Origin of the sequence: Rhizobium giardinii bv. giardinii H152, from assembly GCF_000379605.1 — a bacterium.
Lineage (GTDB): Bacteria > Pseudomonadota > Alphaproteobacteria > Rhizobiales > Rhizobiaceae > Pararhizobium > Pararhizobium giardinii.
This window is the reverse complement of record NZ_KB902579.1, coordinates 101,438-114,008: the sequence shown is the minus strand read 5'-3', so window position 1 is coordinate 114,008 and position 12,571 is coordinate 101,438. Positions and strand designations below refer to the sequence as shown.

Here is a 12,571-nt window from a genome sequence, read left to right as displayed (position 1 = left end):
CTGTAACATACGCCGCAGAACGTCCGCGGCGGCTATCGAACCAGCCCGAGATTGACCAACTGTACGCGCCGATTGTCGGCAGCCTGCGGGTTGGCCGGATCGACGGGCCATTCCTCACCCACTCCGATCGCAATCAGACGGTCCGGTGCTATCGCGAAGGTCGTGGACAGCGCCTCCGTGATCGCGTCCGCACGTTTCTGGCTGAGCATGAGATTATGCTTGGCATCGCCAGTCGAGCTGGTGTGACCGACGACGAGGAATTTGTATCGCCGCAGGTTCGGATGATGCAGAGCATCGGCGATCATGCCGACCGTGCGGTAGGATTTCGGCTCGATCGCGACGGAATCGTTCTCGAATTCGATCTCGACGATCAATTGCGATAGCTTCGAGAGGTTCTGCCAGTCCGGAAGGCTGGCGACCCCCTTGCCTGCACTGGCTGCCGCCTCTTGCACCAGGAGAGCGACGTCGATTGCGGGCGCGGCACCCTCCACCCTTCCGAGGGTTCGAATGAGCTGCTTGTCGCTGAGTTCCTGAGCCGACGCTTGGCCTGGAGCCATCATGAGGCCGACCGTAAGCAGTGTGCCAAATCGAAGGTTCATCATTGTCTTGTCTCCCCGATGGTTCAACGCCATCCCGCGTCTGTGATGGCCTGACCGCACTGCCCTTCATTGACGCGCTTCGCCTTGTTCAGGCAGGAAAGGACGTTGCCCTCGCCTTTGACACCTTTGCAGTATTGGGCGGCGTCGTGCTTGCAGATCGCCGCGAAGGACGATTGCGCCGCGAGTCGTGCTCGAATCGATGTGACGACGCTCGCCAACGACGCAGTGCAGGTCGGTGAGACCTTCCCCGCGTGTCCTTCCAGACAGCTCTGGATACGGCCGCCACCGAGGTTCATACCTTTACAGAACTTCTTGATGTCGGTGCCGCAGTCGGTGGCGAGCGTGGTCACCGCGTCCGCGTAGCTGATCGTGTCCGCGCGCGTGGCGGCAGTTAGTGTGAGAAGGGCTATCAACACCGCCCCTCCGAACAAGCCAAGTTTCTTCATCGTGATGATCCGATCTTGGAGCGAGTGATCTGAGGAGCTTTCCGGAGACATACGTCGCGCACCCGCGTCAAGAAAGGAAGTATGTTACAGTAACCAACACGCGCCGAGGGGCAGTCGCCCGGAGCAAAACTTTGGTTAGAGCAGAGATAGGGCAGAGCGTTTTTATGGGATTCGCCAGAAAATACGCTACCTACGCGTCCCGCGGGGCGTATATTACTGTAACATACGCCCCGCGATCGGGGATTCCGTAGAAGGTGCGTTCAGTCGAAACAAAGGGCAATGGTATGGCAACTGGAACAGTCGCGACAGGCGAAGACGCCGACGCGGACGATCTCGTGTGGATCCCCGGCCGGACCTTCATAATGGGATCGGACAGACATTACCCCGAGGAGGCTCCGGCACATGCCGTCAAGGTCGATGGCTTCTGGATCGGCGTTACTCCGGTGACCAACCGACAGTTCGCAGAGTTCGTGAAAGCGACCGGGCATGTGACGGTCGCGGAACGCGCGCCGCGCCCGGAGGATTATCCCGGAGCACTTCCGAAGATGCTTCGGGCCGGGTCGCTGGTGTTCACGCCGCCCAAATCCGTAAACGGACCGGATATCAGTCAGTGGTGGTCGTTCAAGTTCGGCGCGGACTGGAAACATCCCTATGGCGGCAGGAGCGATATCCGGGGCAAGCTGGATCATCCGGTGGTTCACGTCGCCTATAGCGATGCCAAGGCATATGCGGACTGGGCAGGCAAGGATTTGCCGACCGAGGCGGAATGGGAGCTGGCGGCGCGCGGCGGCCTCGAGGATATCGAATTCGCCTGGGGTGATGAACTAACCCCGGAAGGCAAGGCCATGGCCAACACATGGCAGGGCACGTTTCCGACGCTGAGCACGAAAGTTGCCGGGGCGGACAGGACCTCGCCCGTCGGCTCATACCCCGCAAACGGATACGGAATCTACGACATGATCGGCAATGTCTGGGAGTGGACGTCTGACTTCTGGTCGAGCCGCCATCCGGAGCCGGCGACGAAATCGTGCTGCATTCCGCAGAACCCGCGCGGCGGCGCGCTGGCGGCGAGCTTCGATCCGAATCAGCCGGAAATCAGGATCCCGAGGCGTGTGCTCAAGGGAGGCTCGCATCTCTGTGCGCCGAACTATTGCCGTCGCTATCGTCCGGCGGCACGACACGCCGAGCCGGAGGACACGTCCACCAGCCATGTCGGATTCCGCTGCATTAGGCGGGCGTGAGACGGAACCCTTGCCCGCAGCAGCGCTGCTAGAACTTCAGCGCCATCCGAGCGAAGATGCCATGCTGGGTGGCGTCGTAGCGGAAGCCGCCATCCTTGTAGTCGGTGTAGAGGGCCTTGTAGCCGAAGGACGACGCGATGTTGTCAGTCCAGTTGTAGCCGATCGTTGCCGTCCCTTGGAGTGTTATGTCCGAGGAGATCCCAAAACCGCCGACGTCGGCCATCACGTCGACGAACCACTTGTCGTTGATGTCGTAGTGTAGGGCCGCACCGACGACGGGGTCCACCCAGCCTTTGGAGCCGCTGCGGTCGATCGTCGGGAAGAGAGCCGGATCGATCGACAGGTCGACGTCGTAGTGCTGGTAACGCAGGCCGCCTGTCGCGTAGAGTTGCATGTTGTCGACATTGACCGGAAGCTCGTACCCGACAAGCGCGGTGAACAGGATCTGCGTCTGCTCGAAATCAGCCGTCCCGCCGCGGCGGCCGAATTCGGCATCCGTGGAAATCTTGGACCACATGAAATCCGAGTAGAGCAGCCAGCTATCCCCGACGGCCTGGAAGGATCCTGCGAATGCACCGTCCAGGTCCCCGAGCACGTCCAACGGAGAAACGTCGACGCCAGCCGCCGGAAGGCCACGTATCCCGACGTCGCCGTTCAAACCCGCCAGCCAGCCGTCGAGCGTGACCTGGTACTTCCAACCGCTGTCGGCTGCGACCAGTCCGTTCGGATCAGACATATCGGCTGCTGATGATGGGGCCGCGATGGCGAGAGCCCACGCCAGCCCGAGACATGCGCCTTTAATTCCAACCATGCCAGTTCCCCGTTGCAGATTCCGGGACTGGCCCGGAGTTTCAGACGTGCCGAGCAGACGAATCACATCCCCTGTGCCTTCATGCCCACTTTCATATATCACCAAAAACACCGTCGCGGATCACCAGATTTACGACCTACAGACGAGACCATTTCTGGGATTCGCAGACGACCTTCATGACGCAGCCCTTCAATGTGACGGTGTCGCCAGACACGGTGATCGTCCCATTGTAGGTCTTGTTCGCTTCCGGATCGGTGATCTTGCCCGAGTAGCTGCCTTCCTGGCCCTCGAACGCGCCGATCTTTTGGCCCGCATGTTTTCCGTTCTTCAGCGTGATACAGAAGCCGCCGCCGCATTGCTCGATCGCCGCGGTGTCACCGAGCTCCGTCTTCCAGTTGCCGAGGATCGGGTCTGCGGCGCTGGCAAGCCCCGCGCTCATTATCGCAAGCATGGCGCTGGACATGAATGCGGCGGCGGCAAACGCGGTGGCCCTTCGGGCAATGCGTGACATCGAGCGATCCTTCCAGCATTTCGCTTCAGCGGGATGTGCTGACGGACCAAGCTATGCCAGACGCACCGGAAGCGCCCGTAACATCTAGTATGTTACATGCCGAAAAGTGCTGTCTGCGGGCCGTGGGTGCAGGGAGATTTGCGGATGCTGGCAGTGGCCGACGAAGGCCCTATGTTACGCCCAACGCCGACGAAATCCGCAGACAGTCGCGCGATTGGGGGACGTTCGATACTGTAACATACTGGCCAAGGCGGCAATCGTCTGGACTAATGTGTGAAGCCGTCACAGGACGCGGTGAAACGATCCCGGGGGGCAATATTCTCGATGGAATACGACACAGGTTTAGCAAAGCGAGCATTCCCTGCCAGGACACAGGACATCGATGAACTTGCGGCCCGGTGCGAAAACTTCCGAGACCTCTGTAACGACTTTGCCCTTGCCGACGAGTTGAAGCGAACGTGGGAGACGTCGACCGCACCCGAGCGCGACGAGCGGTACGCGGAAAGCGCCGAACTCTTCGAGAGCCTGCGCAAGGAGATCGAGGAGATGGTCGAGAAGGCGAAGATCGTGCCGTTTTCGGGTCGGCGCTAAGGTCGCAATCCACGGCCCCGATCTCCTGGCGCTCTTACTTCTTGTCCGACAGATAGTTCGACTTCCAGTCGTCCTTCATGTCGACGACCGTCCACCCCTTAGCCCCCGCCTCATTGAAGGCCTTGCCGGGCTCGCCAATAGAGAACTTCAGGTCCTATGCGAACCAGGCATCGGTAAGGAGAACGTCGCCATGGCGACACTATGCAGAGTAGTGGCCGGATGCCCGTAACATACAGTAACATCTGTCCCTCGAACGGCCTGTAAAACATGGGAACGGTCCCATCTCGATGCCCATTCGGGTGGCAACGCGCGGTGTCTCTCGAGCGGACATGACGCCAGATTCCATGCCCCGCAACGGTGCTTGGCGACAGTACGATACTGTATGTTACGTGCGCCCGCATGGCGCACCCGCTAGGTTCGCGCCAATTGCGGTCCCACATCGCGTGGCATCCGTTGACCGAGGGAACTGAGATGAAGAGCAGCCTGATCGGAACCATGATGCTGGCCTCGACCATGCTAGTCTGCGGCGCGGCATCTGCGCAGGAGACGCAAGGCAAACCGAACATCGTCGTGATCATGGGTGACGACGTCGGGGTGTGGAACGTCAGCGCCTACCACCGGGGCATGATGGGCGGCAGCACGCCGAACATCGACCGCCTCGCCAAGGAAGGAGCACTGTTCACCGACTACTACGCACAGCAGTCGTGCACGGCAGGACGGGCCGCCTTCATCCTCGGCCAGACGCCGTTCCGGACGGGTCTTCTGAAGGTCGGCATGCCCGCCGCCAAGCAAGGACTTCAGGACAGGGATCCGACGATCGCAGACCTATTGAAGCCGATGGGCTATGCGACCGCGCAGATCGGCAAGAACCATCTGGGAGACCGCAACGAGTTCCTTCCGACCGTCCATGGATTCGACGAGTTCTACGGGATCCTCTACCACCTGAATGCGATGGAGGAGCCTTATGACCCCGACTACCCGAAGGACGCTAAGTTCCGAGCGACCTTCGGGCCGCGCAACATCGTAGATACCAAGGCGTCCGAAACGGATGACACGACCGTCGATCCCCGTTGGGGCAAGGTCGGCAAGCAGACGATTATGGATGCCGGGCCGCTTCCGCCGCACGACGGAATGGATCCCACCCAGAAGTTTTCCATGGAAACAGTCGACGAAGAACTGGTCCGCCGCTCCATCGACTTCATTGACCGCTCGGCCAAGGCCAACAAGCCGTTCTTTCTCTGGCACAACGCCACGCGTACGCACGTGTGGACACATCTGTCGCCGAAGTGGGAAAACAAGAGCGGTTTCGGCCTCTACGCCGACGCCATGGCCGAGCTTGACTGGGAGGTCGGCCAGATCCTCGCCGAGCTCGACAAGCTGAAGATCGCCGACAACACCATCGTGGTCTTCACCAGCGACAACGGCTCGGAGACCTTTTCCTGGCCGGACGGCGGCAACAGCCCTTTCCGCGGCGAAAAGGGTACGACCTTCGAAGGTGGCTTCCGCGTTCCGATGGTCGCGAAGTGGCCGGGCACGATTAAGCCGGGGACGATCTATAATGACATCATCGCTGGCGAAGACTTCATGCCGACGCTGCTTGCAGGTGCTGGCGAGCCGAACATCAAGGAAGAGCTGCTGACGGGCAAGCAGGCGGGCGAGAAGACCTTCAAGGTCCATCTCGACGGTTACAATTTCATGCCGTACTTCAAAGGCGAGGTCGACAAAGGGCCCCGCAAGGAGTTTTTCTACTTCAGCGACAACGCCGACCTGATGGCCGTCCGCTACGACAACTGGAAGCTGGCGTTCAAGACGATCAAGGGCAACCTGTTCACGGGTTCCGAAGAATCCACCAACGTCCCGCTCGTCACCAACCTGCGGCAGGATCCTTGGGAAAAGTACCAGGACCAGTCGATGTTCTATGGCCGCTGGTGGGGTGAGAAACTCTGGACGATGGTGCCGGCCGTTACGCTCGTCGGGCAGTTCCTCGAGACCTTCAAAGAATATCCGCCGAGCCAGCGCGGTGGGACTCTTAGCATCGAACGGGCGCTGGAGATTGTTCAGTCCGGCGCTGCCGGGGGTGGCAAGTAGCGTCGAACTCAAAAGCGGGTTTTACACCGAATCCGATATCAATAGCTGGAGATGACAATGATCCCGTACCTCGCTTTCCGGGAGATCAACCAAGGCACGCATGGCAAACTCCGGTCGTTCGTATTGCAGGCACGGTCCCGAGCATGAGCATTGAACTGAAGGCCAGCCGGGAGACGGGATTGCGACGCTTCATATTGGCTATTCTGCTCACAGTGCTGGCTATGATCATCGCGCTGACAACAGTCTGGGTGGCGCTTGCCCTATGGTATCGGCTGCCGCTACCGGAAGTACGCCGCGGGATCGCCGCTGGCATCTTTGCCGTGTTCGGTATTTTTACAGTGGCGGCACTTTTCAGTCGTTGGCGGCTCCCGGCCGTTGCCGCATATCTTGCGCTTTTCCTCGGCGTGCTGGTGTGGTGGAGTACGATCAAGCCAGAGGCCAACGCCGCCTGGGCACCCGATGTCGCCCGACAGGTCACGGGCAGGATCGATGCCAACACGCTGACCCTCACCAACTTCCGGGACTTCGAGTGGCACAGCAACACCGACTTCACCCAACGTTGGACGACGCGCACCTACGATCTGAGCAAGCTGAAGACGGTCGACATGTTCATGTCCTACTGGTCCGGGAACAAGATCGCCCACGTGATATTCAGCTTCGGCTTCGACGGTGGCGAGCAGCTTGCCTGGTCGATCGAGGTCCGCCACCGTGCGGGCGGTTCGTTCTCGCCTTTGGCCGACCTGTTCAAGAACGACCCGCTCGTGATCCTCGCAGCGGACGAGCGGGATGTCGTCGGTGTCCGGTCGAACGTTCGCGGCGAGGACGTCCAGATCTATCGGTTGCGGGCGACCCAGCAGCAGGCCCGACTGCTGCTGCTCGAATATGTCGCCGACGCCAACGCGCTTGCTGCGACCCCGCAGTGGTACAATTCGATCACGACCAACTGCACGACGACCGTCGTCAAACTGATGCGGGTGGCAGGAGACAAGGTACCGTTCGACTGGCGGCTGATCGTCAACGGATATCTTCCCGACTATGCCTATGACCGCGGGGCCATCGACACCTCGGTGCCGCTGTCTCAGTTGAGGGAGATCGCTCAGATCGGCGAACGGGCCCGAACCGTCGGCCTGACACCGGAGTTCTCCAAGGCGATCCGTGTGGGAGTGCCGTTCCCGCCGCCGCGGGAGGCTCAGTAGCAAAACCGGAAGATCGGAAGAGTCGCAACGCGGTAGCCACCGGCGCCGTCCTTGCGACGGTCGTTACGCCGATGATCGTGGCGTCGCCCGCAGAGGCACGCCGTGTTGCTGCAGGCTGCGGAGCCCGCGGATGCGCCGCCGTGGGACGCAATGGTGCCGTCGCAGTACGCCCTCCGCCTGTCATGAAGGGTGTCGTGGTCGTCAATCCGCGTCGCTACTGACCGGCCGGTGGTGCCATCGCGGCAGGAGCGGCCATCGGCTTCATCGCGGGCGCGGCTGCGGCATCGGTCGCCGGGACGCCACCGCAGTCTGGTCAATGCTGGTATTACACCAACAGTGCGAAGACGACGGGTTTCTGGGACACATGTCCGCGATGATGATAGAGAGATAGGCATCGGTCGGGGCCGACGTTAATGGGGGAAATACGTTGAACATTCGAAACACCTCGGTGTCTGGCCTTCTCCAGCGGCTTTTCCTCTGCCTCGCGCTCGTCCTGCCTGCGGGCTGCGGCGGGCACCCCAAGTACGTGCTGACACCTGTCGCGGACACCACGCCTGGTTCGGACCGGGTGGAGATGCTGATCGCGACCATGCGCAGCCGCTCCACAGTTCCGGGCGAAATGTTTACAGGAGAACGCGCACGGGTCCCGGCATTTGCCGAGATGACCGTATCCCTGCCCAAAGTCCGTAAGGTGGGTGACGTCGCGTGGCCGAAGAAGCTCCCCTCAAACCCCGAGACAGACTTCGCGACCCTGAAGGCGGACGTGATCGACAACGATGCTGCCAAGCGCTGGCTGAGTGCCTCCGTGAAGAAGAGCCCGGACCGGAGCGTTCTCGTCTTCGTGCATGGGTTCAACAATCGGTACGAGGACAGCGTCTACCGCTTCGCCCAGATCGTCCATGATTCACGCGTCCATAGCGCACCGGTCCTCGTTACCTGGCCCTCCCGCGGCAGCCTGCTTGCATATGGATATGACCGCGAAAGTACCAACTACACGCGCAATGCGCTTGAGACATTGTTCCAATATCTGGCGAAAGATGGCGAGGTGAAGGAAGTTTCCGTCCTGGCACATTCCATGGGCAACTGGCTGACGCTTGAAGCCTTGCGCCAGATGGCGATCCGCAACGGTGGTCTTCCGGCCAAGTTCCAGAACGTGATGCTGGCCGCGCCCGATGTCGACGTCGATGTATTTCGGTCGCAGATCGAGGACATGGGCGATCAGCACCCGCGTTTCACACTGTTCGTGTCGCGCGACGACCGTGCCCTCGCCTTTTCCCGAAGGGTCTGGGGAGACATCCCGAGGCTGGGGGCGATCGATCCGGAAACGGCTCCCTACAAGCAGGAGTTGGCGGACTACAACATTTCGGTAATCGACATGACCAAGGTCAAGGCCGGAGACGACCTCCATCATAGCAAGTTCGCGGAATCTCCCGAGGTCGTCCAGCTCATCGGTGCCCGGATATCAGAGGGACAGACGTTGACGGATAGCCGCGTCGGTCTTGGCGATACCATCCTTGCCGGAACAACGGGCGTAGCCGCAGCGGCTGGCAGCGCCGCTGGCCTGGTTCTAACAGCTCCGGTCGCGATCATCGACGCGGACACCCGCGACAACTATGCCAGCCACGTCAGCGGCCTGGCTGGTCAGTCGGATGGCAAGCAGAAGATCGCGGTGAAGGACTGCAAATCAACGTCGACGGCAGATCCCGCATGTCGCGCATCAAACTGAGGAGAGTAGTGCTTTGAGTTCCGTCACCCTCGGCGCTATCGTCTTTGCGTGTCTGTTCGGGGCCGCCCTCGTCGGCGTCCTCATCCGCACCAGGCTCCCATCCCACCATCTCGATTCCGACTCCAAGGATGCGATCCGGATGTCGACAGCCGTCGTTGGGACCTTGTCCGCCCTTGCTCTAGGCCTGTTGATCGCATCTGCGAAGAACGTCTTTGACCACGCCGAGGCCGAGCTGCAAACGTCGGCGGCCCGCGTATTGCTGCTCGACAGGGCCATGGCACAATACGGCCCCGAGACGTCGGACGCGCGCAGCCGGCTGCATCGCCTTGTTGAAATCCGCCTTGCGCAAGGCTGGGGCCCCGCCTCTCTAGCCATCGACCCATATGACGCATCCCAGAGTATCGAGCCGATACAGGCACAGCTTCGCGACCTCTTGCCGAGGACAGAACCGCAACGATTGCTTCAGACGCGGGCGCTGGAGGTAAGCGGCCAGTTGGCGGAAGCTCGCTGGATGCTTGTCGAGGCTAGCGCGGAGGGCCTGCCGACCGCATTCCTCATCATCCTGGTCTTCTGGCTTGCCTGGCTGTTTGCCACGTTCGGGCTGCAGGCTCCGGCAAATCCGACCGTGATCGGCGTCATGTTGATCTGCTCCCTGTCAGTCGCTGGAGCGGTCTTCCTCGTCGTCGACATGGCGCATCCCTATATGGGGGTTATCCACGTGTCAGACGGTCCGTTAAGAGAGGCGCTGGCACACCTCGGGAAGCGGTAGCAGGGGATGATCGGAGACAAGCTGGACATCAACCTGGAACCAACGCAGTTTCAGCAGGCGTCGCCGGAACTGTTGCGGCCGCCGCTTAATTTCGGCCAGAAGGATTGACGCGAACAAAGAGGTGAACGACGTGAGTGAGAGGGCCTTGCTATCCGCAATGGGCGCGTTGGAAGCAGCGACAGGTCTGGCGCTGCTGATCATTCCGACGGTTCTGGTCGGGTTACTACTCGGAACAGCACCCGACACCGCCGCGGGAATGACGGTCAGTCGTGTCGCCGGAGCAGCGCTCCTAGCGCTCGGGATTGCCTGCTGGTTCACGCGCGAAGACCGATCGAGAGGGTTGCTCGCGGCCATGGTCATCTACAACGCCGCCGTCGTCGTGGTCCTGTTCGCTGGATGGATCGGGTCGGGCTTGTCGGGCGTCGCGTTCTGGCCCGCGATTCTGGTTCACGCGGCGTTGGCCTTCTGGTGCATCGTTTACTTGTCGCCAAGCAGGTGACTTATTAAAATGGTCGGTCCACATTCGCTTAGAATAGCCTTGGCCGCGATCGTTGACGAATAAGACGATATGATGAAAGGCCCGGCCATTCGTCATCGCTGGCGCAAGGTGCTTTGGTCTTCAGACTCATTTTAACACTTCGAAATCGTACCCTCCGGTCGTGGACGCGATCGGACCGTTGGAGTAGGTTGCATTAGCGATACTTAAAACGATCTTTATTGTTCTGGCGCGAGGACAGCATTAGGAGCAGGTGATGCAGAGCGCAATGCCAGAAGAAGGCGGCGAGCCCCGGCGCCCACCAAACCCGGAAGAAATCCGTGAGCAGCTTGCCCACATCATCGCAAGCAGTGAATTCCCGCACACGGGACGCGGAGCCTTGCTCCTGGCCTATGTCACCGAGGAGGCTCTGGCAGGACGCGCGAGCCGACTAAAAGGTTACTCCATCGCCGTCGAGATCTTCAATCGGCGCGAGGGCTTTTCTCAGGACGATCCTGTGGTGCGCATCGAAGCGGGGCGCTTGAGGCGCTCGCTCGAGCGATACTATCTCGTGGCCGGGCAGCTCGATCCAATCAGGATAGACATCCCTAAGGGAGGCTATGCCCCGTCCTTCACCTGGAACGACGCGGCATCGGCCGTCGTTGATGAAAACGTCGCCAATGGCGTCCCCGTTCGCCGCGTTCATATTGACTGGCCGAAGTGGGCTGCTCTCGGAGCCATCGTCTGCGTAGCCGTGCTGAACTACTTTGCGACTGACCGTTTCGAGGCGCGCATCGAACTGGCGAGCCATGCCGAGGTGCCGCACAAGCCGACCCTGGTCATAGCGCCTTTTGCCAATCTCGGAGACGGACCGCAGGCAGCGCTCTATACCGTCGGCCTGACCGAGGAGTTGCTCACGGCGCTGCCCCGCTTCAAGGAAATCAAGGTATTCGGTCGCGAGACGTCGAAGGCCCTTCAGCCTGAAGTGGACGTGTCTCGGGTCCGCGGGGACATTGGCGCTCACTATCTACTTTCTGGAGGCGTGCGGGTCTCCGGCAGCCAGGTGCGTGTGACAGCCCGTCTTCTCGACACGTCTGACGGCGCGATCCTGTGGTCGCAGACCTACGACGACGATCTGGATACACGGGACCTGTTCGCGATCCAGTCCGACGTTGCCAGCAGGGTCGCCACAGCGGTGGCCCAGCCCTACGGCATCATCGCGCAGGCATTGACCGCCCGTCCGCCGCCGGACGACCTCGGCGTCTACGACTGCACGCTTCGCTTCTACGCGTACCGCTCCGAACTCAGCCCTACGACCCATCTAACGGCGCGGGACTGTCTCGAGACGGCAGTCGCGCGCTACCCTGCCTATGCAACCGCGTGGGCGATGCTATCCATCGCCTACCTGGATGAGGACCGCTTCAGGTTCAATCCGAAAGGCGGCTACGAGACTCCGATGGAAAGGGCGCTGGCAACAGCCCGGCGTGCGGTCGATCTGGAACCGGAGAACACGAGGGCGTTGCAGGCGCTTATGACCGCGTTGTTCTTCAACCGAAACCTGAAGGAAGCGCTCGCGGTCGGGGAAGAGGCACTGGCGACAAACCCGAACGACACGGAGCTGCTCGGAGAGTTCGGAACACGGGTGGCAATGAGCGGACAATGGCAACGCGGAGCCGCCTTGCTCGACGAGGCGCTCAGGCTCAATCCCGGCGGAGCGGGATTCTACCAGGGAACAGCGGCGCTCGCGGCCCACATGCTGGGCGACCACGAGAAGGCGGTAATCCTGATCCGCAAGGCGGACCTGCAGAAATTCCCGCAGTTTCATGTCGTGGCCGCCGCAGTCTACGCCGATGCCGGAATGATCGCCGATGCAAGGCGCGAGGGAGAGATCGCCATGAAGATGCGCCCCCAGTACATCTACGATATCGTTGAGGAGAACCGGAAGCGGAATATCAGGCCGGAGGACAGCGCCCGCATGATCGCATCGCTTCGGAAAGCTGGACTGCCCGTGCCCGGCGAAGCGGCGGTCGCTGCGGAGATCGGCATGGAGGTCATTACGTACGGCCCCTGACCTGCAGCAGCGGGCGGCCTGGCTTGCGACTGCAGGAGCAGATCCAG

General features: G+C 61.1%; 12 protein-coding genes and 1 pseudogene. 9 read left to right on the top strand and 4 right to left on the bottom strand.

The features are described 5' to 3' along the window. Positions 1–32 precede the first annotated feature (32 nt). Together A3AY_RS0104120 and A3AY_RS0104115 are read right to left on the bottom strand one after the other, a co-directional pair. Positions 33–602 (bottom strand): OmpA family protein, encoded by a 570-nt coding sequence (locus tag A3AY_RS0104120; RefSeq protein WP_018324414.1) that lies wholly within the window; start codon positions 600–602, stop codon positions 33–35. 20 nt (positions 603–622) lie between these two features. Further along, positions 623–1,045 carry a hypothetical protein gene (locus A3AY_RS0104115; protein WP_018324413.1) on the bottom strand — a complete coding sequence of 141 codons (423 nt, stop codon included), beginning with the start codon at positions 1,043–1,045 and terminating at the stop codon, positions 623–625. A gap of 284 nt (positions 1,046–1,329) precedes the next feature. Between A3AY_RS0104115 and A3AY_RS0104110 the strand changes: the two genes are divergently transcribed. Beyond that, positions 1,330–2,286 carry a formylglycine-generating enzyme family protein gene (locus tag A3AY_RS0104110; RefSeq protein ID WP_018324412.1) on the top strand — a complete coding sequence of 319 codons (957 nt, stop codon included), beginning with the start codon at positions 1,330–1,332 and terminating at the stop codon, positions 2,284–2,286. A 28-nt stretch (positions 2,287–2,314) separates the two neighbouring features. On the opposite strand, the gene A3AY_RS0104105 is transcribed toward A3AY_RS0104110, so the two are convergent. Further along, on the bottom strand, positions 2,315–3,022 hold the full coding sequence (locus A3AY_RS0104105) for an outer membrane beta-barrel protein (RefSeq protein WP_018324411.1): 708 nt from the start codon (positions 3,020–3,022) through the stop codon (positions 2,315–2,317). Positions 3,023–3,233: 211 nt separating this feature from the next. After that, positions 3,234–3,608 carry a DUF2147 domain-containing protein gene (locus A3AY_RS0104100; protein WP_018324410.1) on the bottom strand — a complete coding sequence of 125 codons (375 nt, stop codon included), beginning with the start codon at positions 3,606–3,608 and terminating at the stop codon, positions 3,234–3,236. A gap of 324 nt (positions 3,609–3,932) precedes the next feature. On the opposite strand from A3AY_RS0104100, the gene A3AY_RS0104095 reads away from it, so the two are divergent. The 8 genes and pseudogenes from A3AY_RS0104095 to A3AY_RS0104060 all read left to right on the top strand — a co-directional run bounded on the left by A3AY_RS0104095 (position 3,933) and on the right by A3AY_RS0104060 (position 12,524). Further along, a complete protein-coding gene (locus tag A3AY_RS0104095; RefSeq protein ID WP_018324409.1) occupies positions 3,933–4,199 on the top strand; it encodes a hypothetical protein in 267 nt (88 codons plus the stop codon). A gap of 471 nt (positions 4,200–4,670) precedes the next feature. Next, a complete protein-coding gene (locus tag A3AY_RS0104090; protein WP_018324408.1) occupies positions 4,671–6,287 on the top strand; it encodes an arylsulfatase in 1,617 nt (538 codons plus the stop codon). Positions 6,288–6,466: 179 nt separating this feature from the next. Next, positions 6,467–7,483, top strand: a complete 1,017-nt coding sequence (locus tag A3AY_RS0104085) for an Lnb N-terminal periplasmic domain-containing protein (protein ID WP_026203085.1) — start codon at positions 6,467–6,469, stop codon at positions 7,481–7,483. Between the two features lie 32 nt (positions 7,484–7,515). Beyond that, positions 7,516–7,860, top strand: a pseudogene (locus A3AY_RS40270) (hypothetical protein); the annotation flags it as partial. A gap of 50 nt (positions 7,861–7,910) precedes the next feature. Beyond that, positions 7,911–9,209, top strand: coding sequence for an alpha/beta hydrolase (locus tag A3AY_RS0104080; protein ID WP_018324406.1), 1,299 nt, complete (start codon positions 7,911–7,913; stop codon positions 9,207–9,209). A 13-nt stretch (positions 9,210–9,222) separates the two neighbouring features. Beyond that, entirely contained in the window at positions 9,223–9,978 is a 756-nt protein-coding gene (locus A3AY_RS0104075; RefSeq protein ID WP_018324405.1) for a bestrophin-like domain, read from the top strand. A gap of 130 nt (positions 9,979–10,108) precedes the next feature. Then, positions 10,109–10,477, top strand: a complete 369-nt coding sequence (locus A3AY_RS0104065) for a hypothetical protein (RefSeq protein WP_245275874.1) — start codon at positions 10,109–10,111, stop codon at positions 10,475–10,477. Positions 10,478–10,730: 253 nt separating this feature from the next. Then, the gene (locus A3AY_RS0104060) at positions 10,731–12,524 is read left to right on the top strand and encodes a hypothetical protein (protein WP_018324402.1); all 1,794 of its coding nucleotides are present in this window, start codon (positions 10,731–10,733) and stop codon (positions 12,522–12,524) included. Positions 12,525–12,571 lie beyond the last annotated feature (47 nt).